Source organism: Pseudomonas sp. C321 (assembly GCF_055407105.1).
Genome location: NZ_JBUZRB010000003.1, coordinates 309,719 through 334,900, shown reverse-complemented (window position 1 = coordinate 334,900; position 25,182 = coordinate 309,719). Strand labels below are relative to the sequence as shown.

Annotated in this window: 17 protein-coding genes; 8 read left to right on the top strand and 9 right to left on the bottom strand. The window is 58.8% G+C overall.

Going from position 1 to position 25,182, the window contains the following annotated elements; all coding sequences use genetic code 11:
• Positions 1–2 precede the first annotated feature (2 nt).
• The 4 genes from nagA to nagE are packed head-to-tail and all read left to right on the top strand — an operon-like array spanning position 3 to position 6,395.
• Positions 3–1,109, top strand: a complete 1,107-nt coding sequence (nagA, locus tag ACZRJ6_RS11125; RefSeq protein WP_463968149.1) for an N-acetylglucosamine-6-phosphate deacetylase — start codon at positions 3–5, stop codon at positions 1,107–1,109.
• Positions 1,102–2,112 carry an SIS domain-containing protein gene (locus tag ACZRJ6_RS11120; RefSeq protein WP_463968422.1) on the top strand — a complete coding sequence of 337 codons (1,011 nt, stop codon included), beginning with the start codon at positions 1,102–1,104 and terminating at the stop codon, positions 2,110–2,112. Before nagA ends, ACZRJ6_RS11120 begins: the two co-directional genes overlap by 8 nt.
• Before the next feature lie 36 nt (positions 2,113–2,148).
• A complete protein-coding gene (gene ptsP, locus ACZRJ6_RS11115; RefSeq protein WP_463968148.1) occupies positions 2,149–4,662 on the top strand; it encodes a phosphoenolpyruvate--protein phosphotransferase in 2,514 nt (837 codons plus the stop codon).
• A 26-nt stretch (positions 4,663–4,688) separates the two neighbouring features.
• Positions 4,689–6,395 carry an N-acetylglucosamine-specific PTS transporter subunit IIBC gene (gene nagE / locus ACZRJ6_RS11110; RefSeq protein WP_463968147.1) on the top strand — a complete coding sequence of 569 codons (1,707 nt, stop codon included), beginning with the start codon at positions 4,689–4,691 and terminating at the stop codon, positions 6,393–6,395.
• A gap of 118 nt (positions 6,396–6,513) precedes the next feature.
• On the opposite strand, the gene ACZRJ6_RS11105 is transcribed toward nagE, so the two are convergent.
• Both ACZRJ6_RS11105 and purL read right to left on the bottom strand, forming a co-directional pair.
• Positions 6,514–6,825, bottom strand: coding sequence for a YqfO family protein (locus tag ACZRJ6_RS11105; protein WP_133102112.1), 312 nt, complete (start codon positions 6,823–6,825; stop codon positions 6,514–6,516).
• A gap of 4 nt (positions 6,826–6,829) precedes the next feature.
• Positions 6,830–10,726, bottom strand: coding sequence for a phosphoribosylformylglycinamidine synthase (gene purL, locus ACZRJ6_RS11100; RefSeq protein ID WP_463968146.1), 3,897 nt, complete (start codon positions 10,724–10,726; stop codon positions 6,830–6,832).
• Between the two features lie 286 nt (positions 10,727–11,012).
• Here purL and mltF point away from each other — a divergent pair, with 286 nt between their 5' ends.
• Positions 11,013–12,473 (top strand): membrane-bound lytic murein transglycosylase MltF, encoded by a 1,461-nt coding sequence (gene mltF, locus ACZRJ6_RS11095; protein ID WP_463968145.1) that lies wholly within the window; start codon positions 11,013–11,015, stop codon positions 12,471–12,473.
• A 103-nt stretch (positions 12,474–12,576) separates the two neighbouring features.
• Here the strand turns inward: mltF and ACZRJ6_RS11090 are convergent, their stop codons facing one another.
• The 5 genes from ACZRJ6_RS11090 to treP all read right to left on the bottom strand — a co-directional run bounded on the left by ACZRJ6_RS11090 (position 12,577) and on the right by treP (position 19,883).
• Positions 12,577–12,867, bottom strand: a complete 291-nt coding sequence (locus ACZRJ6_RS11090; RefSeq protein ID WP_463968144.1) for a PTS transporter subunit EIIB — start codon at positions 12,865–12,867, stop codon at positions 12,577–12,579.
• Positions 12,868–12,869: 2 nt separating this feature from the next.
• Positions 12,870–15,401, bottom strand: a complete 2,532-nt coding sequence (gene ptsP / locus ACZRJ6_RS11085) for a phosphoenolpyruvate--protein phosphotransferase (RefSeq protein ID WP_463968143.1) — start codon at positions 15,399–15,401, stop codon at positions 12,870–12,872.
• 48 nt (positions 15,402–15,449) lie between these two features.
• Entirely contained in the window at positions 15,450–16,670 is a 1,221-nt protein-coding gene (locus tag ACZRJ6_RS11080) for a carbohydrate porin (protein ID WP_463968142.1), read from the bottom strand.
• A gap of 74 nt (positions 16,671–16,744) precedes the next feature.
• Positions 16,745–18,391 (bottom strand): alpha,alpha-phosphotrehalase, encoded by a 1,647-nt coding sequence (treC, locus tag ACZRJ6_RS11075; protein WP_463968141.1) that lies wholly within the window; start codon positions 18,389–18,391, stop codon positions 16,745–16,747.
• A gap of 49 nt (positions 18,392–18,440) precedes the next feature.
• Entirely contained in the window at positions 18,441–19,883 is a 1,443-nt protein-coding gene (treP, locus tag ACZRJ6_RS11070; RefSeq protein WP_463968140.1) for a PTS system trehalose-specific EIIBC component, read from the bottom strand.
• 333 nt (positions 19,884–20,216) lie between these two features.
• Between treP and treR the strand changes: the two genes are divergently transcribed.
• The 3 genes from treR to ACZRJ6_RS11055 all read left to right on the top strand — a co-directional run bounded on the left by treR (position 20,217) and on the right by ACZRJ6_RS11055 (position 23,964).
• Positions 20,217–20,921 carry a trehalose operon repressor gene (treR, locus tag ACZRJ6_RS11065; RefSeq protein ID WP_463968139.1) on the top strand — a complete coding sequence of 235 codons (705 nt, stop codon included), beginning with the start codon at positions 20,217–20,219 and terminating at the stop codon, positions 20,919–20,921.
• 227 nt (positions 20,922–21,148) lie between these two features.
• Positions 21,149–21,412, top strand: a complete 264-nt coding sequence (locus ACZRJ6_RS11060; RefSeq protein WP_463968138.1) for a hypothetical protein — start codon at positions 21,149–21,151, stop codon at positions 21,410–21,412.
• Between the two features lie 143 nt (positions 21,413–21,555).
• Positions 21,556–23,964, top strand: a complete 2,409-nt coding sequence (locus ACZRJ6_RS11055) for a patatin-like phospholipase family protein (protein ID WP_463993536.1) — start codon at positions 21,556–21,558, stop codon at positions 23,962–23,964.
• Positions 23,965–24,022: 58 nt separating this feature from the next.
• Here ACZRJ6_RS11055 and ACZRJ6_RS11050 read toward each other — a convergent pair whose 3' ends face one another.
• Both ACZRJ6_RS11050 and ACZRJ6_RS11045 read right to left on the bottom strand, forming a co-directional pair.
• Positions 24,023–24,661 carry an Nmad2 family putative nucleotide modification protein gene (locus ACZRJ6_RS11050; RefSeq protein ID WP_463968136.1) on the bottom strand — a complete coding sequence of 213 codons (639 nt, stop codon included), beginning with the start codon at positions 24,659–24,661 and terminating at the stop codon, positions 24,023–24,025.
• 2 nt (positions 24,662–24,663) lie between these two features.
• Positions 24,664–25,161 carry a TIR domain-containing protein gene (locus ACZRJ6_RS11045; protein ID WP_064364351.1) on the bottom strand — a complete coding sequence of 166 codons (498 nt, stop codon included), beginning with the start codon at positions 25,159–25,161 and terminating at the stop codon, positions 24,664–24,666.
• Positions 25,162–25,182 lie beyond the last annotated feature (21 nt).

Sequence of the window (25,182 nt, the reverse complement as noted above, 5' to 3'; positions counted from 1 at the left end):
CCATGTCCGAAGATAATATCCTCACGCCTCAAGGCTGGATTCGCGGCCGCCTGGTGCACCAGCACGGTAAAGTCACTGCCGTTGAAGGCAGCCCGTGCGACCCTGGCGACAACGACCTGCCGTACCTGCTGCCGGGCTTTATCGACCTGCACGTTCACGGCGGCGGCGGCAAGGACATCATGGAAGGCGCCAGCGCCTTCGAGACCATCACCCGCACCCATGTGCGCTTTGGCACCACCTCGCTGCTGGCCACGACCATGACCGCGCCGGTGGACGAAATCTCCAGCGTGCTCGATGCCCTCGGCCGCTTCTGCGAAAACCGCCAGGCGGGCAGCGCCCGCGTGCTTGGTGTGCACCTGGAAGGCCCTTATATCAACCCTGGCAAACTCGGCGCACAACCGAACTTCGCCCACACCGCGCTGATGACCGAAGTTGAGGAATACCTGCGCCTGGCGCCGATCCGGGTGATCACCATTGCCCCAGAAATTGCTGGCCATGACGGCCTGATCCGCGCCCTCAGCGAACGCGGCGTGCGCATGCAGATCGGCCACACCCTGGGCAGCTACGAAGAAGGCGTCGCCGCCCTCGCCGCCGGTGCCACCAGCTTTACCCACCTCTACAACGCCATGAGCCCGCTGCATCACCGCGAGCCGGGCATCGTTGGCGCGGCATTGGCCCACGCCAAATACGCCGAGCTGATCCCCGACTTGCTGCACGTTCACCCCGGTGCCATGCGCGTGGCCTTGCGGGCGATTCCGTGCCTGTACTGCGTCACCGATTCCACCGCTGCCGCCGGCATGCCCGACGGCGAATACAAGCTGGGCAGCCACACCGTGACCAAATGCCTGGGCGGCGTGCGCCTGGCCGACGGCACCCTGGCCGGCAGTACGCTGACCATGGATCAGGCGCTGCGCAACCTGGTGAAAATCGGCCTGCCCATCAGCGAAGCCTCACAACGCCTGTCGCAATTTCCCGCCGATTACCTGGGACTTACAGAACGCGGCCGCCTGCAACCCGGCAGCTTTGCCGACTGCGTGCGCCTGGACCGCTCCCTGAACCTCACCGACGTAATGGTCGAAGGAGAAACCATTGACTTCAAAAATGCTTGAAGAGGCCCTGGCCTCCTGCGACGCCGTCGAGGCTCAACTGCAACGCCTGGAACCGATGCTGGTGGAGGTTACCGGACGCTTGCGTCGCCAGCCGCCGCAAGTGGTGTTGACCATCGCCCGTGGCAGCTCGGATCACGCCGCCAGCTACTTTGCCTACCTGACCATGCAACACCTGGGGATTCCCGTGGCGTCGTTGCCGATGTCGGTGGTGACCATGCTGCAATCGCCGCTCAAGGTCAGTGGCCAGGTGGCCTTCGGTTTCTCCCAGTCGGGGCAAAGCCCGGACCTGGTCAACAGCCTGCGCCTGCTGCGCAAGCGTGGCGCCTTGAGCATTTCGCTGGTCAATGCCGAGGACTCACCACTGGAAGCAGCCTGCGAATTCCATGTGCCGCTGTGTGCCGGGCCCGAACGCAGCGTCGCCGCCACCAAAAGCTTTATCGCCACCTTGAGCGCCAGCGCCCAACTGATCGGTCACTGGAACCAGGAAACCGAACTGCTGCAAGCCTGTAAAGCCCTGCCCGACGGTTTGCGTGAAGCCGCCAAACAGAACTGGAGCCTGGCCATCGACGCCCTGCGCGACTGCCAGCAGTTGATGGTAATCGGCCGTGGCGCCGGTTTTGCTATCGCTCAGGAAGCCGCGCTCAAACTCAAGGAAACCTCGGCGATCCAGGCCGAAGCCTTCAGCAGCGCCGAAGTACGCCACGGGCCAATGGCCTTGATCAGTGACAACTACCCGCTGCTGGTGTTCGCCCCACGCGGCGCCGAACAGGCCGGTTTGCTGAGCCTGGCCGCCGATATGCGCCAACGCGGCGCCCGCGTGTTGCTGGCCGCTCCCGATGACATCGCCGAACGCGACCTGACCTTGAGCCGCGCCGAACACCCGGCCCTTGATCCGATTCTTGCCATCCAGAGCTTCTACGTGATGGCCGCAGGCCTGGCCGAAGCCCGTGGCATGGACCCGGACCAGCCGCGTCACCTAAACAAAGTGACCCGTACCCACTGAGTTGATTTTTGCGCATTCCTGATGAGTACCGTGCCCATGTCCCACAATAATAATGACCTCACCCTCAGCGCCCCCCTCAGCGGGCCGGTACTGACCCTGGGCAGCGTTCCCGACGAAGTGTTCGCCAGTGGCGCCATGGGTGATGGCATCGCCATCGACCCGATTAATGATTGCCTGCATGCGCCCTGCGATGGGGTCGTCATTCATGTCGCCCGTACCGGGCATGCGCTGACGATTCGCGCCGATAACGGCGCCGAACTGCTGCTGCACGTGGGCATCGACACCGTGGAGTTGAACGGCGAAGGTTTTGAGCTGTTGGTCGAACAAGGCGCGCGGGTCCGTAATGGCCAGCCGCTGGTGCGCTTCGAACTGGATCGTATCGCCCGCCAGTGCAAAAGTCTTATCAGCCTGATCATTCTCACCAACAGTGATCAATTTGCGCTGCGCCCGCTTGCATTGAACGCGGTGAACGTCGGGGAACCGCTGTTGCAGGTGGTCGCACACGGTTCTTCGCCAGCGCAACCGCAGGCGGTCGATGACTCAATCGCGCAAGCCAGCGCCAGCATTCGCATCACTCACCGTGGCGGTTTGCATGCACGCCCTGCGGCCTTGATCCGCAAAACGGCGCAGGGTTTCAGCAGCCAGTCGCAGTTGCATTTCGCCGGCAAGTCGGCGTCCTGCGACAGCCTGATCGGCTTGATGGGCCTGGGTATCGGTGAACAGGACGAAGTTCAGGTCACTTGCCGTGGCAAGGATTGCGACGCGGCGCTGCAAGCGCTGATCGCCGCCTTATCGGTGGCGGCCCATGCACAAACCCATGCGCCGGTGGCCGTCGCTACTCGTCGCGCCAACAGTGAACCCGGCGTGCTGCAAGGAGTGTGCGCCGCGCCTGGATTGGTGTGTGGGCCACTGTTTCGACTCAATGGCATTGAGCTGCCGGAAGACACCGGCAACCACGTCGCCGAGGAACAACTGCGTTTGCTCGACAACGCCCTGGAACAAGTACGCAACAATATCCGCGACACCCTGGCCCAAGCCCGGCGGCACAAAGACGTTGAAGAAGAAGAAATCTTTGCCGCCCACCTGGCGCTGCTGGAAGACCCGGCGCTGCTGGTGGCCGCCGGTGTCGCCATCGCTCAGGGCCGCGCCGCTACCCACGCCTGGCGCGATGCGATCCAGGCCCAGTGCGCCGTGCTGCTGGCATTGGGCAAACCCTTATTGGCCGAGCGTTCCAATGACTTGCGGGACTTGCAGCAGCGAGTGCTGCGAGAGTTGCTGGGTGAAGTCTGGCACTTCGAATTGCCCGCCGGCGCCATTGTTGCGGCCCATGAATTGACACCGTCGGACCTGCTGCAACTGAGCGCACAAAACGCCGCGGGTATCTGCATGGCCGAAGGTGGTGCAACTTCCCATGTGGCGATTCTGGCGCGGGGCAAAGGCTTGCCTTGCGTGGTTGCACTGGGCTCGGCCGTACTGGATGTGCCCCAAGGCCAACGGGTTGTGCTGGACGCCATCAACGGTCGCCTGGAGTTGGCCCCCGATGACGCGCGCCACGCGCAAGTTCATCAGATACGCGACGCACAAAAACTCCGCCGCCAGCAGCAACAAACCCAAGCCCAGGCGCCAGCCCGCACCCTGGACGGCGTGAGTATCGAGGTGGCCGCCAATGTCGCCTCCAGCGCTGAAGCGCAGATTGCCCATGAAAACGGCGCCGACGGCGTCGGCCTGTTGCGCACCGAATTCCTCTTCGTAGACCGCCGCACCGCGCCCGATGAACAAGAGCAGCGCCAGGCCTATCAAGCCGTACTGGATGCCATGGGCGACAAGTCGGTGATCATCCGCACCATCGACGTCGGCGGCGACAAGCAACTGGACTACCTGCCGCTGCCCGCCGAAACCAACCCGGTGCTGGGCCTGCGAGGCATACGCCTGGCCCAGGTCCGCCCGGAACTGCTGGACCAGCAACTGCGCGCCCTGCTCCAGGTCAGCCCGTTGCAGCGCTGCCGCATCCTGTTGCCGATGATCAGCGAAGTGGACGAGTTGCTGCACATCCGCCAACGCCTGGATGAGCTGTGCATTGAGCTGGAACTGACCCAACGCCCGGAACTGGGGGTAATGATCGAAGTACCGGCCGCCGCCTTGATGGCCGAGCAACTGGCCGAGCATGCGGACTTCCTGTCCATCGGCACCAATGACCTGTCCCAGTACACCCTGGCCATGGACCGCGACCACGCCGGCCTCGCCGCCAGGGTCGACGCCCTACACCCAGCGTTGCTACGCCTGATCGCCCAGACCTGCGCCGGGGCGGCCAAACACGGCCGTTGGGTCGGCGTATGCGGCGCCCTGGCGTCCGACCCGCTGGCCACGCCGGTGCTGATCGGCCTGGGTATCAGCGAGCTGTCGGTAAGCCCGCTGCAAATCGGAGAAATCAAGGACCGCGTCCGCCACCTGGATGCAGCGCAATGCCGGCAACTGAGCCAAGGCCTGCTTAACCTGAGCAGCGCCAAAGCCGTTCGCCAAGCCTGTCAACACCACTGGCCGCTGAGCTGACAACAACAAGAAAAGGGAGACACGCCATGTACCAATATTTCATCGAAGGGCTGCAACGCCTGGGCCGCGCGCTGATGCTACCGATCGCGATCCTGCCGATCGCCGGCCTGCTGCTGCGCCTGGGCGACACCGACCTGCTGAACATCGCCGTAATGCACGACGCAGGGCAAGCCATCTTCGCCAACCTGGCGTTGATCTTCTCCATCGGTATCGCCGTGGGGTTTGCCCGAGACAACAACGGCACCGCAGGCTTGGCCGGGGCCATTGGCTACCTGGTGATGATCTCTACCCTCAAGGTGATGGACGCCAGCATCAATATGGGCATGCTCGCCGGGATCGTCAGCGGGCTGATGGCCGGCGCGCTGTATAACCGTTTCAAGGACATCAAGCTGCCTGAATACCTGGCGTTCTTCGGTGGGCGGCGGTTTGTGCCGATTGTCACCGGCTTCTCGGCGGTCGGCCTGGGCGTGGTGTTCGGCCTGATCTGGCCGCCGATCCAGCAGGGCATCAACAGCTTCGGCGTATTGCTGCTGGAAAGTGGCAGCTTCGGCGCGTTCATCTTCGGCGTGTTCAACCGCCTGCTGATCGTCACTGGCCTGCACCATATCCTCAACAACATGGCCTGGTTTGTGTTTGGCAGCTTCACCGACCCGGTGACCGGCGCGGTGGTCACGGGCGATTTGACCCGCTACTTTGCCGGCGACCCCAAGGGCGGCCAGTTCATGACTGGCATGTTCCCGGTGATGCTGTTCGGCCTGCCCGCAGCCTGCCTGGCGATGTACCGCAATGCCTTGCCGGAGCGGCGCAAGATCATGGGCGGGATTTTCCTGTCGATGGCATTGACCTCGTTCCTCACCGGCGTCACCGAGCCCATCGAGTTCGCCTTCATGTTCCTCGCGCCGCTGCTGTATCTGCTACATGCGCTACTGACCGGCCTGTCGATGGGCATCACTAACCTGCTGAACATCCACTTGGGCTTTACCTTTTCCGGTGGTTTTATCGACATGGTCCTCGGCTGGGGCAAGTCCACCAATGGCTGGCTGGTGGTGCCGGTGGGCCTGGCCTACGCGGTGGTCTACTACACGGTGTTTGATTTCTGCATCCGTCGCTTCAACTTGAAGACACCGGGGCGCGAAGACATACAGGTCGTACGCACCGAAGTCATGACCGACAACCAGCGTGCCGGTGCCTACATTCGTGCGCTGGGCGGAGCTGACAATCTGCTCAGCGTGGGTGCCTGCACTACGCGTCTGCGCCTGGACATGGTGGACCGCAACAAGGTGGTGGACGCCGAGCTCAAGGCATTGGGTGCCATGGCCGTGGTTCGCCCCGGCAACGGCGGCAGCTTGCAGGTGGTGGTAGGGCCGATGGCCGACAGCATTGCTGACGAGATTCGCCTGGCCATGCCGTCGTTTGTCGGAACGGCACCAGTGGTTGCTGCGCCTGTTGAAAAGAGCGCACCGGTCAATGTTCACGAGGCCGAGAAATGGCTGAATGCGCTGGGCGGTCGGGCCAATGTACTGCAACTGGATACCGTGGCCATGACGCGGTTGCGGGTGAAATTAGGGGATGGTTCGGTGTTGTCGCAATCCCAGCTCACGGCACTTGGCTGCCAGGGTGTGAGCCGGCTGGAAAGCGGCATTTGGCACTTGCTGATTGGTGACAAGGCATCGGGGTTGGGTGAGGCCTTGGAGCGGTTGGTCAGTGACCGTGAAATAGGAGCCCGAGCCTAAATCTCTACTGGCCATTCGGACTTCATCTCGGGCTAGCCCGCGATGAGGCCCTCACAGCCAACAAAAAACCCGCTGACCATTCAGGCCCAGCGGGTTTCTTTTTTTTACAGCCAGCGAATCAAAAATCCGCCAACTGCCACACCTCATAAGCCGGCGTCTCATAGGGATGGCTAAGCTTCAACGCAGCCACAACGGCCTTGATCAACTCATCCGCCACCACCAACTCAACCTTCCATTCCTCAACCACTTCAACCTGCCCCACCTGGCCGATAAACGGCTGGCTGCCGTCCATCGGGCGGAACTGGCCACGGCCCAGCACTTGCCAGGCGCAGCTGTCGTAGTGGCCGATGCGCCCGCCGCCAGCTGCGAAGACGGCGGTTTTCACCGTATCCACGTGACTGTCGGGCACAAAGAAGCTGAGCTTGTACACGGCCTTAGTTCACCCACACGCGGGCGTTGCGGAACATGCGCATCCACGCGCCGTCTTCGCTCCACTCTTCCGGGCGCCATGAGTTCTGCACGGCACGGAATACACGTTCCGGGTGCGGCATCATGATGGTGACGCGACCGTCGCGGCTGGTCAGTCCGGTGATCCCGCGCGGCGAGCCGTTCGGGTTGGCCGGGTAGCCTTCGGTGACCTTGCCGTGGTTGTCGACGAAACGCATGGCCACACAACCGGACAAGTCAGCTTCCAGCAACGCTTCTTCGCTTTCGAACTCGGCATGGCCTTCACCGTGGGCGATGGCGATTGGCATGCGTGAACCGGCCATACCCCGCAGGAAGATCGAGTTCGATTCCTGCACCTGGACCATGGCCACACGGGCTTCGAACTGCTCGGAACGGTTGCGCACAAAGTGCGGCCAGAACTCGCTGCCCGGGATCAGTTCGCTGAGGTTGGACATCATCTGGCAACCGTTGCACACACCCAGGGTGAAGCTGTCATTGCGCTCGAAGAAGCCCTGGAACGCATCGCGGGCGCGGCTGTTGAACAGCGCCGACTTGGCCCAGCCTTCACCGGCACCCAACACATCGCCGTAGGAGAAACCGCCGCAGGCCACCAGGCCTTTGAACTCGTTGAGGTCAACGCGACCGGCGAGGATGTCACTCATGTGCACGTCAATCGCATTGAAGCCGGCACGGTCGAACGCGGCCGCCATTTCCACCTGGCCGTTGACGCCCTGCTCACGCAGTACGGCAACCTGTGGGCGAATGCCTTTCTTGATGTACGGCGCGGCGATGTCCTGGTTGACGTCGAAGCTGAGCTTGGTGCTCAGGCCCGGGTTGTCTTCTTCCAGGATCACGGCGAATTCCTGCTCGGCGCAGTCGACGTTGTCCCGCAGGCGCTGGATCTGGTAGCTGGTCTCGGCCCACTGGCGTTGCAGCAGACGGCGCTGGCCTTCAAAGACGGTTTCGCCATTGAAGACGATGTTGATTTCGCCGTTGTTGATCGGCTGGCCGACCACTGCCACGCAGTCGCCCAGGCCGGCCGCGCTGAATTGCGCAAGCACGTCCGGGGTGGCGTCCTGGCGAACCTGGATTACGGCGCCCAGTTCTTCGTTGAACAGAATCGCGGCGATGTCCGCGGATGTTTCCGCCAGGCCGTCGAGGTTCAGGCTCAGGCCGCAGTGACCGGCGAAGGCCATTTCCACGGCACTGGTCAGCAGACCACCGTCGGAACGGTCGTGGTAAGCCAGCAGGTGACCGTCGGCGTTCAGGCCCTGGATCACGGCGAAGAAGGCTTTCAGGTCTTCGGCGTCGTCAACGTCCGGCGCGTGCTTGCCGAGTTTGCCGTGAACCTGGGCAAGGATCGAGGCGCCCATGCGGTTCTGGCCACGGCCCAGATCGATGAGGATCAGGTCAGTGGTGCCCTTGTCCATGCGCAGTTGCGGGGTCAGGGTCTGACGAATGTCGGTGACCGGCGCAAAGCCGGTAACGATCAGCGACAGCGGCGAGGTGACGCTCTTGTCCACGCCTTCATCGTTCCAGCGAGTGGCCATGGACATGGAGTCCTTGCCCACCGGGATGGTGATGCCCAGCTCAGGGCACAGCTCCATGCCGACTGCTTTAACGGTGTCGTATAGACGGGCGTCTTCACCTGGGTGACCGGCAGCGGACATCCAGTTGGCCGACAGCTTGATGTCAGAGATCTTGCCAATGCGCGAAGCGCAGATGTTGGTCAGGGTTTCACCGATGGCCATGCGGCCCGACGCTGGAGCGTCCAGCAGGGCCAGCGGCGTGCGCTCACCCATGGCCATGGCTTCACCGGTGTAGACGTCAAAGCTGGTGGCGGTGACGGCAACGTCGGCCACCGGAACCTGCCACGGGCCGACCATCTGATCACGGGCAACTAGACCTGTGATGGTGCGGTCGCCGATGGTGATCAGGAAGCTTTTGCTGGCAACGGCCGGGTGGTGCAGGACGCGCTCCACGCAATCGGCGATGGCCAGTGTCGACGGATCGAAGTCGTCGCCCAGTTCGATTTCGCGGACCGCCGAACGGTGCATGCGCGGGGCCTTGCCCAGCAGCACTTCCAGGGGCATGTCCACCGGGCTGTTGCCGAAGTGGCTGTCGGTGACCGTCAATTGCGGCTCGGCAGTGGCTTCGCCGACCACGGCAAACGGGCAACGCTCACGTTCGCAGATCGCCTGGAAACGCTCGAAGTCCGCAGGGCCAACGGCCAATACGTAGCGTTCCTGGGATTCGTTGCTCCAGATTTCGTGCGGGGCCATGCCCGGCTCGTCGTTTGGAATATTGCGCAGCTCGAAGCGGCCGCCACGGTCGCCATCGTTGACCAGTTCCGGGAAGGCGTTGGACAAACCGCCTGCGCCGACGTCGTGGATGAAGCTGATTGGGTTCTTGTCACCCAACTGCCAGCAACGGTCGATGACTTCCTGGCAGCGACGCTCCATCTCTGGGTTTTCGCGCTGTACGGAAGCGAAGTCCAGGTCCGCCGAGCTGGTGCCGGTGGCCATGGAGGAAGCGGCGCCGCCACCCAGGCCAATCAGCATCGCTGGGCCGCCGAGGACGATCAGCTTGGAGCCGACGAGGATTTCGCCTTTCTGTACGTGTTCGGCGCGGATGTTGCCCATGCCGCCGGCCAGCATGATCGGCTTGTGGTAACCACGCACTTCATCACCGTGAGGGGTGGTGATGGACTGTTCGAAGGTACGGAAGTAACCCGTCAGGGCCGGACGACCGAATTCGTTGTTGAACGCGGCGCCGCCCAGCGGGCCTTCGATCATGATGTCCAGTGCGGTAACGATGCGCTCAGGCTTGCCGTACGGCACTTCCCACGGCTGTTCAAAGCCCGGGATCTGCAGGTTGGACACGGTAAAGCCGGTGAGACCAGCCTTTGGCTTGGCGCCGCGACCGGTGGCACCTTCGTCGCGAATCTCACCACCGGAACCGGTGGCTGCGCCCGGGAACGGGGCAATTGCGGTCGGATGGTTGTGGGTCTCGACTTTCATCAGGATGTGCACCGGCTCCTGCACCGCGCCGTACTGGCGGGTTTCCGGGTCCGGGAAGAAACGGCCGGCAACACTGCCGACGATGACCGAGGCGTTGTCTTTATAAGCCGACAGAACGCCTTCGCTGTGCATCACGTAGGTGTTCTTGATCATGCCGAACAGGCTTTTTTCCTGGCTCTGGCCGTCAATGTCCCAACTGGCGTTGAAGATCTTGTGGCGGCAGTGCTCGGAGTTGGCCTGGGCGAACATCATCAATTCGATGTCGTGGGGGTTGCGCGCAAGACCTGTGAAGGCGTCGACCAGGTAGTCGATTTCGTCTTCAGCCAGGGCCAGGCCCAGTTCGGTGTTGGCTTTTTCCAGGGCGCGGCGACCGCCGCCGAGCACGTCAATCGCGGTTAGCGGCTTGGGCTCGGCGTGGCTGAACAGGCCGGCGGCCTGTTCCAGCTGGCTGACGATGATCTGGGTCATGCGGTCATGCAGGCTGCTGGCGATCAGCTCGGCCTCGGCATCGCTGAACTGGCCAGCGACGTAGAAGGCGATCCCGCGCTCCAGCCGCTGGATTTTTTCCAGGCCGCAGTTGCGGGCGATATCGCTGGCCTTGCTCGCCCAGGGCGAGATGGTGCCGAACCGTGGCAGGACCAGGAACAAGCGACCGGTGGGCTCTTGAACGGGAACGCTGGGGCCGTACTTCAGAAGACGCGCCAGCACTTGCTGTTCGTCGGCGGTCAAGACGCCGGTAACGTCGGCGAAGTGAGCAAATTCAGCATACAAGCCACTGACAGCCGGGACTTTCTGGCTCAGTTGCTCAAGGAGTTTGCTGTGGCGAAAGGCAGAAAGGGCAGGAGCGCCGCGCAGGATCAACATCTTCGGGACAGCCTCGGGAAGGGGTGTGCTTTGAGGCCGTGCATTCTAGCGTAAACCGCCGCCAACGGCACCCGAAACGGTACCTGTGGCCGCTGCCGGACGTCAGTTGGCCCGACTGCACGGCTGCCAGGACGCCATCCCGGTCATTTCAGGCAGTTATTTTAACCGTCACAATCGCGCGCCAAGGCCCGTTTCTGCGGGCTGCAGCTTAGGTTTTCGGGTACTAGCAGACAACAGCCACGCTGTCGATATATGGCGCCGAGGGTCCTTTGCGTATACTGCGCAGATGTTCTCCCCAACTGCTTTATGCTCGCGTTGCGCCAAATGGCTCTTCGCAATCGGACTCTTCCTGATGCTCAGCGCCTGTGTTGATAACCCCAGCGCGCTAGAGCGGATCAAGGAGGATGGCGTATTGCGGGTGATCACCCGAAACAGCCCGGCCACCTATTTCCAGGACCGCAACGGCGAAACCGGTTTCGAATACGAACTGGTCAAGCGCTTTGCCGAAGACCTGGGGGTGAAGCTGGAGATAGAAACGGCTGACAACCTCGACGACCTGTTCGGTCAGCTTGGCAAACCCAACGGCCCGGTACTGGCCGCCGCCGGCCTGGTCAGCAGCGAGCAGCGCCGACAACAGGTGCGCTTCTCCCACCCTTACCTGGAAGTCACCCCGCAGATCATCTACCGCAACGGCCAGTCCCGCCCTACCAACGCGACGGACCTGGTGGGCAAGAAGATCATGGTACTCAAGGGCAGCACCCACGCCGAGCAACTGGCCGAGCTGAAGCAGAAAAATCCCGCCATTGAATACGAAGAATCCGACGCCGTTGAGGTGGTCGACCTCTTGCGCATGGTCGACGAAAGTCAGATCGACCTGACCCTGGTGGACTCCAACGAAGTGGCGATGAACCAGGTGTACTTCCCCAACGTACGGGTCGCCTTCGACCTGGGCGATGCCCGCAACCAAAGCTGGGCCGTGGCCGCGGGTGAAGACAACAGCCTGCTCAACGAGGTCAACAGTTTTCTGGACAAGGTGGAGAAAAACGGCACCCTACAGCGTCTGAAAGATCGCTATTACGGGCACGTCGATGTCCTTGGCTATGTCGGCGCCTACACCTTCGCCCAGCATTTGCAGCAGCGCCTGCCCAAGTACGAGAAACACTTCAAGGCTTCGGCCAAGGAAGAAAAGGTCGATTGGCGGCTGTTGGCGGCCATCGGTTATCAGGAATCCCTGTGGCAACCGACGGTCACCTCCAAGACTGGCGTGCGCGGCTTGATGATGCTGACCCAGAACACCGCCCAGGCGATGGGCGTGTCCAACCGCCTGGACGCCAAGCAAAGTATCAAGGGTGGCGCCAAGTACCTGGCCATGATCAAGGGTGAATTGGACGACAAGATCCAGGAACCGGACCGCACCTGGTTTGCCCTGGCAGCCTACAACGTGGGCGGCGGCCATTTGGAGGACGCCCGCAAGCTGGCCGAGAAAGAAGGCCTGAACCCGAACAAGTGGCTGGACGTGAAGAAGATGCTGCCGCGCCTGTCGCAGAAGCAGTGGTACAGCAAGACCCGCTACGGCTACGCCCGGGGCGGCGAGCCAGTGCACTTCGTGGCCAACATCCGGCGCTATTACGACATCCTGACCTGGGTGACGCAGCCGCAGCTGGAGGGGAATCAGGTGGTTGAAGGCAACCTGCATGTGCCGGGTGTAGACAAGACAAAACCGGCCGAAGAAACCCCGCAGCTATAAAAATGCGGCCCCTCAAACAATGTAAAAATCTGTGGAAGCCAGACTTTGTGGCAGCCGGCTTGTTGTGGCGAGCGGGCTTGCCCCTCGCCATTTGATTTGAACGTTAAAGTCCAGTAATCAAATGCACCACCCCACCCGCCAATACCATCACCCCTGGTACTCCCGCCGACCGTAATGCCAGCTCATCCAAGCGCTCCGGATTTAGTAACTGCACCCGCACCCGAGTCAGCGCCACCCGCTGTTGCGACTTGAGGTTGTCAGCCCCCCCCAACGCACTCAACACGCCCGGCGCCAACGGCGTTTCGCCCACAGGTGCAACCACTGCCTGTGACGTCTCTGCAATCAAATCCGGCGTCAGGGCCTTCCAGAACGCCCGCTGCATTTTCTCGAACATACTCAGTTCTCCACAACCAATGAGGTTTCGACGGTGGCCGCGTGGTATTGGCGCAGGGCCTCACGTACCTGGACGGCCTCTTCCAGGCCAAGCACCTGGCGGGCGATCAACTGGCAGTCCGCCAGGTCCAGCTCGCGCACGGCGGCCTTGATGGTCGGGATCAGCGGCACGCTGACCGACAACTCATCCACTCCCAGCCCAATCAACACCGGCACCGCCAGCGCCTCCGACGCCAGCGCGCCGCAAACACCAACCCACTTGCCATGGGCATGGGCGGCCTTGACGGTGCTGGCGATCAGGCGCAGTACCGCCGGGTGAAGGCTGTCGGCCTGGCTGGCCAGGCGCGGGTGATCACGGTCCATGGCCAGGGTGTATTGGGTCAGGTCGTTGGTGCCGATGGAGAAAAAATCCACCTCTGGCGCAAACAGGTCGGCCATCAACGCCGCCGACGGTACTTCAATCATGATCCCCAGTTTAGGCAGTTGCGTAAGCCCCATGGCCAAGGCTTCCTCCTCAAGGATCTGCCGCGCCAGGCGCAGTTCCGAGAGCAGGCTGACCATCGGCAACATAATGTGCAGACGAGCAAAACCGGCACTGGCGAGGATCGCCCGGAACTGTTCGCGCAGCAGTTCCGGACGCTCCAGGCACAGTCGAATGCCCCGCAGGCCAAGGAACGGATTGCTCTCACTGTCCATCGGCACATAGGCCAGGGGCTTGTCCCCACCGACGTCGAGGGTGCGCACCACCAGGTTGCGCTCCGGCCCCAGGGCCCGGGCGATGGCGCTGTAGGTGCCGGCCTGCTCCTCGGGGCTGGGCGCGCGGTTACGGTCCAGGTAGAGGAACTCCGAGCGCAGCAGGCCAACGCCTTCGCCACCCAGGGCCAGGGCTTGTTCCACCTCTTGCAGCGAGGCGACGTTGGCGGTGACTTCGACGCGATGACCGTCGCGGGTGATGGCGGCCAGTGAGGCCTGCGCCACCTCCTGCTGACAACGCAGAACCTGCTGTTGGCGGGAGACCTGCAATTGCTCGATCTCGGCCAGGTCCGGCTCCAGGTGCAATTCACCCTTGTCGGCATCCAGCAGGACTTGCTTGCCGTTGCTCAGGCTCAGCACCTGGACCGGCACGCCGCAAATGGCGGGCAACCCCAGGGCACGGGCAAGGATTGCGACGTGGCTGGTGGCGCCGCCGCCGACGGTGACAAAACCCAACACCTTGCGGGTGTCGAGGCTGGCGGTTTGTGAAGGTGTCAGTTGTTCGGCGATGAGGATCGCCTGCTCCGGCAGGTCCCAGGCGCTGTCCTTGATCCCGAGGATCAGTTTCAGTACACGTTGGCCGACGTCTGCCAGGTCGGCGGCGCGCTCGGCAAGCAACGCGTTACCCAACCCCTGGAACAGGCTGGCAGTCGCTTCAGTGGCGCTGTTCCAGGCGAAGGCGGCGCTTTTGCCTTGCGCCAATAGGGCATCGGCTTGCTCCAGCAGGGTTGGGTCTTCCAGCAACTCCTGGTGGGCACGAAAAATTTCCGCCTGGGCGCTGCCGACGGCCTTGGCCTGCAAGCCTTGCAGCGCCTCGGTCGCGTGAAGCAGGCCACGATCCAGCGCGACGCGCTCAGCCGCTTCGCCAGTACCGGCTTCAGTGATGTTCAATTCAGGCTCGGCGACTTGCACCACTTGGCCGAACGCAGAACCAGGCGAAGCACACACGCCCCGCAGCAAGGTCGCCGAGCCAAGCGGTGCCGCTGGTTCGGCAATCTCGACGTGGGCAATTACCGTTTCCCCGCATCCTTCAGCCAGCAACACCACCAGGGCCTCGATGGCCGCATCGGCATCCTCACCCGCCGCACTCACCTGCAAGGTATCGCCCCGTACGGTCTGCAACGCCATGATCGCCACCAGCGACTTGGCATTCGCGCTCTGGGTTTGCTTGTGCAGGTAAATGCTCGCCTTGAAGCCCTTCGCCGCCTGGGCAAAAATCGCCGCCGGACGGGCGTGCAGGCCGTTGGCGTTGGGCAGTATCAGGGGTTTGGAGAACAGGGCGTCGCCCTCTTCTTCCACGGTTTCATCCGTGCAGCCTTCAGAGGTCACGCGCAACAAGGGTTGCCCAAGCACCACCAGGCCGCTGCCCGGTGTCAGCAGCGTGAAGGGCTCGCCGCTGACCACCAACATCAGGGTCAGCAAACTACGGGCGTTGAGCGCAACAAAATCGGCATCGAATTCAATCAACGGCTGGCCGGCCTCAACACGCTGACCTTCCTTGACCAGTCGGGTAAAACCCTTGCCCGCCAGGTTCACGGTGTCCAGGCCAATGTGTATCAGCACCTGGACTCCGTGATCATTGGTGACGCTCACCGCATGACCACTGTCCTGGATATTACTGATCACCCCGGCAAGGGGAGCGCAGAGAGTCTGCGAGGTCGGATCGATGCACAGGCCGTCGCCAATCAGGCGACTTGAGAACACCGGATCGGGCACCTGATCCAGGGCCATAAGCACCCCGGACAAGGGCGCCAGCAGTTCCAGGGGTTGGGTTGTGGTCATGATTTCACCTGTTGTTTTATTCTGTAACAATCATTGATCGGAAAACTGTTACTTCCACCAATACTCAACCTGCACACCAAAGTTGGAACCATGCCGCGCCGTGCCATAGCTGCCGGTGTCGGACAGTGCCGAGCCCGCCGCCAGTTCATTGGCCGCACGCTTGGCTGCTTCGTTCCAGGTAGCGTAGGTGTAATACAAACGCACCTCCGGCCTTGCCCAGAAATCCGGGCCTTTAGGCGACCAGGTCGGGGCGAAGGTAAATTTGCTCAGCTTGCGGGTGCCGCCGGTGGCATCCACTTGATCATGGCCCAACTCGGTGACCAGCTTGAACTGTTCAGTGATCGCATAGGCCGGGCGCACGCCAAGGGAAATCCAGGTCTGGTCCTGGCTGCCGGGGCGAATGTCTTTCTGGTAGACCGCCTCGATCTGGCCGCCAAACCGTGGTGTCACCTGCCAGTCGAAAAACTCCACCGCGCGGTAGCTTTTGCTGCTGTTGTCCAGGGCAGTATTACCGGTGTAGCCCAAGCCCGTGCCGGGACCTTCGCCGTACTGCAGGGCGAACTTGTTCTTGCCGCCAAGAAACGGCGTCTGCACATGCTGGGCAGTCAGCGCCCAACCGCTGTTGGCTTCGCGGCCGCCGGCTTTTTCGATGTAGCTCAAGCCCAGCTCCAGCTCGCCGCCAGGGTTGGTCTTGAAGCCTGCGACGTTGAAGTCGTGACGGGTGGCGTATTCCTTCTGGTACAGGTTGTCCTTGCGAGAAATGGCGTAGCTGTATTTCAGATCGCCGATCAGCACGTCTTCGATACCGCCGCCTGTCGCGCTCTGGTTCCAGTAGTAGAAGTCGGAAATATGGATGTCATTACGTTTGTAGTAACGCCGACCGGCCCACAGCGAACCGCCGTTGAGGCTGGGCATGTTCGACCACTGCGCATACATCTGCGGCATGCGCGCCGAGCCGTTGTTTTCACCCTGGAACTTCAGCTCGCGATCGTACTTGTTGTACAGCGAAGCCATGGCGTCGACGCTGAGCACCGAGCCGTCATCAAGGGTGAACAGGTCCTGGCGCAACTCCAGCTCGCCATACTGTTCGCATTCGTTGCCCAGACGGTATTTCGATTGCGCACCGGGCAGTTGGAAACACTGCTGTGGACCGCTGCCCGTTGAAGTCCCCGCGCCGCTACGCAAGTAGCCTGCAAACTCCAAAGCCTGGGCCGCCAATGGCAACGTCAGACAGGATGCAACGAGGCCCAGCTTTATTGTTGTTCTCATGAAGCACTCCATTATTTTTATTGTGTTTTTTTGAAGCATTCCCTGCGCTCCCACGCAGGGGGTAATGCGATGTCTCAATCCTTCAGGTGCAGCACGAAGGATTCATACGGGCGCAGCGATATCTGGCCCGTACGCATCGGGCAATCGTCGTAGTTGCTGATCAGCACGCGTTGCTGGCTCGCGACGTTGATCACGCCGTCCGGCAATTGGATCTGGCACGGCGTACCGTAGAAGTTGTTGAGCACCAGCAAACGTTCGCCCTGGCCTTCGCGCAGGTACGCCCAAACCTGGGTGTGCTCCAGCAGCAGTTGGCGATACACGCCTTCTTGGATCAGCGGCTCAACGCGGCGCAGGGCAATCAGCGCACGGTAGTGATGCAGCACCGATTCAGGGTCGTCGAGCTGGCTTTCAACGTTGATCTGCGTCGCATTGGCGGGGATGCCGATCCACGGTTCGCCGCTGCTGAAACCAGCGTTCGCCTGGGTATTCCACTGCATCGGCGTGCGGCCGTTATCGCGGGACTTCTGCATGATCGCCGCCATGCTGTCGGCCTCGGACTCACCGGCTTCGCGCTTGAGTCGATAGATGTTCAGGGTCTCGACGTCGCGGTACTGCTCGATTGTGTCGAAGCCCGGATTGGTCATACCCAACTCTTCGCCCTGGTAGACAAAAGGCGTGCCCTGCAAAAGGTGCAGCGCGGTGCCGAGCATCTTGGCCGAGACCACCCGGTGCTCGCCGTCATCGCCAAAGCGCGAGACCACCCGTGGCTGGTCGTGGTTACACCAGAACAGCGCGTTCCAGCCGCCGCCGGCCTGCATGCCCAGTTGCCAGTCGGAAAGAATCTGCTTGAGTTGAAGGAAGTCGAAGTCAGCACGCACCCACTTTTGCAGGTTCGGATAATCCACTTTCAGGTGATGAAAGTTGAAGGTCATCGACAGCTCTTTCGACTCAGGACTCGAATAGCGAATGCAGTGTTCAAGACTGGTGGAGGACATCTCGCCGACGTTGATCAGATCATGGCCTTCGAAGACTTCGCGGTGCATTTCCTGCAGGTACTCGTGCACGTTCGGGCCGTCGGTGTAGAAGCGCCGACCGTCGCTGTTGTCTTCAGGGAAGTCCGCCGGTTTGGAGATCAGGTTGATCACGTCCAGGCGGAAACCGCCGACGCCCTTGTCGCGCCAAAAGCGCATCAGCTTGAACACCTCGGCGCGCACGTTGGGGTTTTCCCAATTGAGATCGGCCTGGGTGTGGTCAAACAGGTGCAGGAAGTACTGGCCGGTTTGCGCCTCGTATTCCCAGGCCGAGCCGCCGAACTTGGACTCCCAGTTGTTCGGCTGGTCGCGCCAGATGTAGAAGTCGCGGTACGGGTTGTCGAGGCTGCTGCGGGCCTGCTGGAACCACTCGTGCTCGATGGAGGTGTGGTTGACCACGATGTCCAGCATCAGCTTGATGCCGCGCTTGGCCGCTTCGCTGATCAGCAGATCGCAGTCGGCCATGGTTCCGTAGCTGGGGTCGATGGCGTAGTAGTCGCTGATGTCGTAGCCGTTGTCGCGCTGGGGCGAGCGCAGGAACGGGGTGATCCACAGGCAATCGACGCCCAGCCACTTGAGGTAATCGAGCTTGCCCACGACGCCCAGCAGGTCACCGGTGGCATTACCCGCGTGGCTGTGGAAGCTTTTAGGGTAGATCTGGTAGATCACCGAGTGTTGCCAGTCTTGCATGGTGGGTTCCTCAATTTGGATAAACGCAACCTCGCGTAGGAGCGGTCGATCAGGCGACGCGATAACCGGGCCGAACAATTTTCATGCTCAACGCGCAGGTCAAAACAAACGGCACGACAATCGCGACAACCATGCCAATGACAAACACCGGGATGTACTGCGGCATGATCGAGATAAATCCAGGCAAGCCGCCAACGCCGATGGCCGAGGCCTGGACCTTGTTCAGCGACAGGAAAATGCTGCCCAGTGCCGACCCAAGCAAGGCGGCATAAAACGGGAACTTGAAGCGCAGGTTGACGCCAAACATCGCCGGTTCAGTGATGCCGAAATAAGCCGAAATCGCCGAGGTCGACGCCATGCTTTTGTCGCGGGCATTGCGGCTCATGTAGAACACGCCCAGCGCCGCGCTGCCCTGGGCCAGGTTGGACATGACGATCATTGGCCAGATAAAGGTGCCGCCTTGGGTGGAGATCAGTTGCAGGTCCACGGCGAGGAACATGTGGTGCATGCCGGTGACCACCAGCGGCGCATACAACAGGCCGAAAATCGCTCCGCCCACCATCGGCGCCAGGTCAAACAGGGTGACCACGCCTTCGGTGATCAGGATGCCCAGGTGACGGGTCACCGGGCCAATGATCGCCAGTGCCAGCACGCCGGTAACGACAATGGTAGTGATGGGGACGACCAACAGCTGAATCGCGTTTGGCACCCGTGCCCGTAGCCATTTTTCAATGACGCTCATGACGTAGGCAGCCATCAGGATCGGCAGGATTTGCCCCTGGTAACCGACTTTCTCGATCTGGAACCAGCCGAGAATATCGAAGTACGGCAGGCTCTGGCCGTCGAGGCCGGCCACCGCCTTGCCGTAGTTCCAGGCGTTGAGCAAATCGGGGTGAACCAGCATCAGACCCAGGACGATGCCGAGGATTTCACTGCCGCCAAAGCGCTTGGCCGCCGACCAGCCCACCAGCGCGGGCAAGAATACGAACGAGGTATTGGCCATCAGGTTTATCAGGCTCCACAGGCCATCCAGGTTCGGATAGGCCTCCAGCAGCGTCTTGCCCTCGATGAACATGCCCTTGGCGCCCATCAGGTTGTTCACGCCCATCAACAGACCGGCAATAATCAGCGCGGGCAGGATCGGCATGAACACGTCGGAAAACACCCGCACCAGGCGTTGCATTGGGTTGATTTTTTCAGAGCCCTTCTGCTTCACGTCGGCGATGGTCGAGGCGCCAAGGCCGGTCTGTTCCCGCAGGGCGGCGTAGACCTTTTCCACTTCACCGGGGCCGATGACAATCTGGAACAGGCCGCCGGTGAAGAACGAACCCTTGACCAGGTCGATCTGGTTCAACTCACCGCTGTTGGCCAGGCTCGGGTCCTTGAGGGCCAGGCGCAGGCGGGTCACGCAGTGGGCAGCTTGCTCAAGGTTGTCGCTGCCACCGAGGCCTTGCAGAATCTCGCGGGCAATATTGGGGTAGTCGTGGCTCATGCTTGGTATCCACTTTGATTTTTTGTTATTGGGGGCAGTCATTGGCAGCACGCCCAGGAGAAAAGTACTCGTACAGACGAGTTAAAGCAATAACTCGTCTGTACGAGTTACAAATTATAAATTTCTTGTAGGAGCGAGCTTGCTCCGGGCGGCGTTCCGACGAAGAACGTTAACGATAACGCGTGCATCCTGGATAAACGCGGTGCCCTTGCGCTCTTCGCGAGCAAGCTCGCTCCTACAGAGGGCGCTAATATCCATGGGCCCAATGGACAAACCGCACCTCTGCCTCTAAGGTTCCTGCCTTAAACGCAAACGCGGCACAGAGCCCTACCCATGAGCAAATACAACCAGATCTATACCGATCTGCTTGCCAGCATCACCACCGAACGCCTGCAACGCGGCACGCGCCTTCCTTCCGAAACCGAATTAATGGGCACCTACCAGGCGAGCCGTGGCACGGTGCGTCGGGCTATCGAGCAGTTGCAGGAGCGCGGTTTTGCGCAAAAGATTCACGGCAAGGGCACCTTCGTGCTGTCGCCCAACCCCATCGAATTTCAGTTGGGCGGGATTGTCAGCTTTCGCGAAACCCATGCAGACTTGGGAGATGACGTCAGCACCGAGGTCGTCGAGTTCAGCCAATTCCCCCTGGAAGGCTCGCTGCTGCAACACATCGAAGCCGCAGCCGGCAGCCTGATAACCCGAATCAAGCGGGTACGGCGCATCGACGGCAAGCGGGTGATCCTGGACATCAACCACTTCGTCGCCGACCTGATCCCTGGGCTGGACCGGGCCATTGCCGAGCAGTCGATCTACGCCTTTATCGAACAGACCCTGCAACTGCACATCAGCTACGCCCAGCGCACCATCGAAGCACTGCCGAGGGGCAAGGATGATCAGTTGCACCTGGACCTGGACGGCCAGAGCCATGTGATCGTGGTGAGTAACCAGACGTTTTTGCAGGATGGGCGGCAGTTTGAGTACACCGAGTCGCGGCATACGCTGGACAAGTTTTACTTTTCGGATATTGCGCGGCGCTGATACCCAATACATTTCTCAGTAACAAAAAACCCCAGCCAAGGCTGGGGTTTTGTTGTTCAGCCAGCGCCTGGCTCAGCAGGCGCTAACGCAGGATCACTCCCACTCTATTATCAATTAGCCATAAAACGCCAATATTCTCAGGTGAATATCAGTACGCTTTTACGCAGTACCATTGAAAATACCATTTAACTCTTGTTTATCGCATCCTCTATGGGAAGGAGCGCTAAATGGACGGTTTCCCGGCTAAACGCACGGTTCAACTGGCGCAAAAAAATTTTAAGCTCAGCTTCGCAGCCGTCCCGCTGCACCTCTCGAAGCAGCGCGGCGACATAGCGGGGGTCAGTGCGGAAGATTTCAGCCAATACCTCGTCATGGGACCGGTCTTTCATTCCAATGAACCTGTTATGTATCGAGGAGGAATAGCCCCCTCCGTGCTGATGAGCATCCGCCGTCACCACAGCTCTCTCGCCATTTTACAGACCGGCGAGTAAGCTCAGCGCTAGAGGCCAAAAGCCATCCGAAAAGATAAGCGGCAAAGGACGAATGATTAAGGATGACCAGTGTACCGTCACCGTTGACCCCAGACCAGTTGGCCGCGCACTCCCTGCTATCCGAACTCCGGACCCGCATTGCCGTGCAGCCGCTACCATACCAATATGGGATTGAGACACGAGCATTGGAGAGCCTGTGGGAAATCTTTGGGCTGGCCAGAAATGTTATGAAAGCATTCCCTGGGTGCAAAGATTTTTCACAAATCACCACGGACATGCTGAACACTGAACTTCGCCCGGTGACGGCGAAGTGGCATAGGGCGCATCAAGCCGGAGTCCTGGACTCAAAAGACGGGGCCAATGAATTTCGCATAGATCTTAATTCACTAAGAGTGAAACTGATTGATTTCTGCGAACAGTTACAACTGATGGCCTATGGTGGAATTTGCAAGGATAAGATTACCCCTCCAGTAATAAATTTTGACGACTTAGAAAAATGCTTCATTCCGATAGAATTCGGCATTCCGAATGATACACTTGGAAAGGTACATAATTTCTGCGATATAAACACATCAGAAGCTGCAGAAATTCAAGCGCGCCGAAAACATTACAACATAAATAAAACTGAAAAAAATGACGCAGTTGGCTTATCGCTATCCGGAGGGGGTATCCGATCAGCGACATTTTGTCTCGGTGTCGTCCAAGTATTATCTGAAAAAAATCTAATGAAAGACTTCGACTATCTTTCAACCGTATCCGGAGGCGGATACACAGGAAGCTTTATTACATCAACGCTTAGTCAAAAAGAAGGCTACGAGGCAATAAGCAAGCCATACGGTCCAGACACAGACCCAATCCGCCATATCAGACAAAACGCAAAATATTTAAGCGCTGCAAATTTAAAGCAACGATGGATGATGGTAACGGGGGCCCTAGCAGGACTTATACTAAACCTATCAGCACCGATAGGCATAATTGCAGCTATAGCTTTAATTAGCAATTATACTTCTATGTTAAGCATCCCAAATTTTTGGCTTTGGATTGCTGGGATTTCCGGCGGTGCTAGTATAGTCGGAATAATCTCCTATGGCATAGGTTTGCGTTTCGGATGGGGTGCCAAAGCCGGAAGCAGTATAGTTGCTGTAGGCGCAGGCACCATAATAATCGCACTATTAACTTTTATAGTAAGCAAGGGATATGATTCACTGGGGAAAATCACCTCCGACAACTGGCATAGTGCAACTTACTTAGCCGCGCTAGCGTTTGCAATCCCATTGATAGCGAAATTTATACCAATATTTAATAGCCTCCGCGCTAAAAACATACTCCTAAAATATTCCTTAATTTTAGCTGCTGTTATAGTCCCCCTAGTCTCACTTGCACTACTGTACAGTTTCAGAGCAATGGGAAGCCTCTCCCAGGTTTCGACAATCTCTTGGCTTAGCGGGCAAGTGCTGCTTATATTAATTATTGCAACCTGCTCCATCATTTCACTATGCCTGAACGTAAATCTGACCGGCCTACACAAACTTTATAGAGACCAGCTCGCAAAGACATTTGTGGAAAATGATAAAAATTCTGACGATCTGCCATTGAAATTTGTCAACAACAGTCATAGGGCACCGTATCATTTAATCAACACTACTGTAAACTTACCCTCCAGCAAAAATCGCACTCTTAGAGATCGACGTGGAGACTTCTTTATTTTTTCAAAACATTGGTGCGGTTCAGCAGCGACCGGCTATTCCTCTACAAGCCAATGGAAAAGTAACGGTGCCGCAGTTGATCTAGCGACTGCAATGGCTATTTCCGGGGCAGCAGTTTCGCCCCAGATGGGCCCTAACTCTGTATCTAGTGTGTCGGCACTGATGACATTATTGAACATAAGGCTGGGCTATTGGATAAGTAATCCTAAAATAGCAAGCAAGAAGTCTCCCGGCTTTTTATGTCTTCTCCGTGAAATGACCGGCATCGGCATGAATGAAAATAATCCTTGGCTGAACATCTCAGATGGCGGACATATTGAGAACATGGGCCTCTATGAGCTTCTCCGCCGCCGTTGTAAATTTATCGTGTGCGTGGACGGTGAGGCCGATCCGCGCTCAACATTTGAGGGACAATTGACATTAGTTAGGCACGCTCAGATTGATTTTGGTGTACGACTTGAACCAAGGCTTGATGACATCCGGCTTGATCCAAAGTCAACCCTTAGTAGAACTCACTCTCATCTTCTAAGAGTTCACTACCCTGACGCAGGGCCAGGGAAGCCGGAGGCTATTGGTCTGATGCTATACCTAAAACTATCGTTGACCGGAGACGAAACAGAACTGCTTAAGCGTTATCGCTCCATAAGCCCCGACTTCCCGCATGAATCTACTTTAGATCAATTTTACACTGAAGAGCAATTTGAAGCCTATAGACAGCTTGGGGTACACGTAGCGGAAGGAGTTTTCTCCAAAGCATTGCTGGACGAAAACACGACCCCTGCCGATGTCAGAGAGTGGTTCAAACAATTAGCTAAAAACATGCTCGAATCCGCTGATAATATTTAATCCAAAATAATGCCCGAGCAATCCCGGGCATTCGTTAAAAAATCATCCTAAAAAAACCTTAAACCGTCACCTTATTGTTTTCCGCCGAATAACGGGACTTCGCCAACTCGAAGTCATAAGGATCCCCATATAATCGATTGGCTTCATATTCATGCTCTAGATAATCAATTAGAGGCTGCGCCTGATGAAGCGGAAATTTACGATGATCTCTTCCATTGGCGTACCCCAGATCCTTAAGTATTTTTTCTGGAATTACAACCGCACCTGCGCCAAAGTAAAAAAAATAATCCGAAATTAAAACAACATCAGTCTGCGTATCATTTTTTATATTATGTGGATTAGGCGAGCCGTCTGGAAAGCTATGATGCGAGTTAAGCTGCTGCCAGTCACCATCTTTTTTCCAATAGATGTTATCACCCACAATCATTTTCTTACTGCCATTCCTCAACGGTTTTTTATCTTTATATAAAGGATTACTCCAATAACCATCAAAAGTTTCCGACTGAGAGACCTTCATTGCAAAAATACACTTACCAGTAGCCCTTAGTCTCCCTCCCCCCATCCCGACGATCCAGTCACCCACCTTAGCAACTCTTCGAGTACGAGGCTTACAGGTAGCTAACGTACAAAGACCATGGAACGGATTCGGAGCAAAACCAAAATCGCGATCCACTACATACATATATACTTTCGTCATCGCTAGCACTCTGAGTTTGCTGCTCCATTAACAGTATCACGCACAGTTCCATCTGGATTTTGGAAAGCATTCTCCCCGGCATCAATAGCGCTCATAATACTATCTGAGTTCCAACCAACTATTGCGGACGCATACTTCTCTAAACTTGCGGGTATATCCGACTCTTTGCCTCCCTGCTCGTAAACCCCCACAATCCGCTTACCCTGAGCGTGCGCTTGATCAATTTCCCAATTCACCCAAGGGCGCTGGTGTGTCTGCTGGCCTATCAAAACAACAACTGTGGATGCCCAGGAGACTTTCATTCGAAGCAGCCGCTTTATTGTCGATTCCTTGACCATCCCTTTATCAAGTCTTTCTTGGTTAGCAGGTTTGGCACGAATTGAGCTATTACGAATATCCCAACCCTTCGACCCAAGCAATTTGGCAAACTTGTCAACTAGCGCGTCGTCACGGTGGTGGTGACTTATAAACAAATGCCTACGACTTCCAGATTTACTCATTACCGTACCCCTCAAGGTTAT

What these genes read in the sequence shown, in the direction of transcription:
- nagA (WP_463968149.1), top strand. Translation starts at nt 3, where the DNA reads ATGTCCGAAGATAATATCCTCACGCCTCAAGGCTGGATTCGCGGCCGC.
- ACZRJ6_RS11120 (WP_463968422.1), top strand. Translation starts at nt 1,102, where the DNA reads ATGCTTGAAGAGGCCCTGGCCTCCTGCGACGCCGTCGAGGCTCAACTG.
- ptsP (WP_463968148.1), top strand. Translation starts at nt 2,149, where the DNA reads ATGTCCCACAATAATAATGACCTCACCCTCAGCGCCCCCCTCAGCGGG.
- nagE (WP_463968147.1), top strand. Translation starts at nt 4,689, where the DNA reads ATGTACCAATATTTCATCGAAGGGCTGCAACGCCTGGGCCGCGCGCTG.
- purL (WP_463968146.1), bottom strand. Translation starts at nt 10,726, where the DNA reads ATGTTGATCCTGCGCGGCGCTCCTGCCCTTTCTGCCTTTCGCCACAGC.
- mltF (WP_463968145.1), top strand. Translation starts at nt 11,013, where the DNA reads ATGTTCTCCCCAACTGCTTTATGCTCGCGTTGCGCCAAATGGCTCTTC.
- ACZRJ6_RS11090 (WP_463968144.1), bottom strand. Translation starts at nt 12,867, where the DNA reads ATGTTCGAGAAAATGCAGCGGGCGTTCTGGAAGGCCCTGACGCCGGAT.
- ptsP (WP_463968143.1), bottom strand. Translation starts at nt 15,401, where the DNA reads ATGACCACAACCCAACCCCTGGAACTGCTGGCGCCCTTGTCCGGGGTG.
- ACZRJ6_RS11080 (WP_463968142.1), bottom strand. Translation starts at nt 16,670, where the DNA reads ATGAGAACAACAATAAAGCTGGGCCTCGTTGCATCCTGTCTGACGTTG.
- treC (WP_463968141.1), bottom strand. Translation starts at nt 18,391, where the DNA reads ATGCAAGACTGGCAACACTCGGTGATCTACCAGATCTACCCTAAAAGC.
- treP (WP_463968140.1), bottom strand. Translation starts at nt 19,883, where the DNA reads ATGAGCCACGACTACCCCAATATTGCCCGCGAGATTCTGCAAGGCCTC.
- treR (WP_463968139.1), top strand. Translation starts at nt 20,217, where the DNA reads ATGAGCAAATACAACCAGATCTATACCGATCTGCTTGCCAGCATCACC.
- ACZRJ6_RS11060 (WP_463968138.1), top strand. Translation starts at nt 21,149, where the DNA reads ATGGACGGTTTCCCGGCTAAACGCACGGTTCAACTGGCGCAAAAAAAT.
- ACZRJ6_RS11050 (WP_463968136.1), bottom strand. Translation starts at nt 24,661, where the DNA reads ATGACGAAAGTATATATGTATGTAGTGGATCGCGATTTTGGTTTTGCT.
- ACZRJ6_RS11045 (WP_064364351.1), bottom strand. Translation starts at nt 25,161, where the DNA reads ATGAGTAAATCTGGAAGTCGTAGGCATTTGTTTATAAGTCACCACCAC.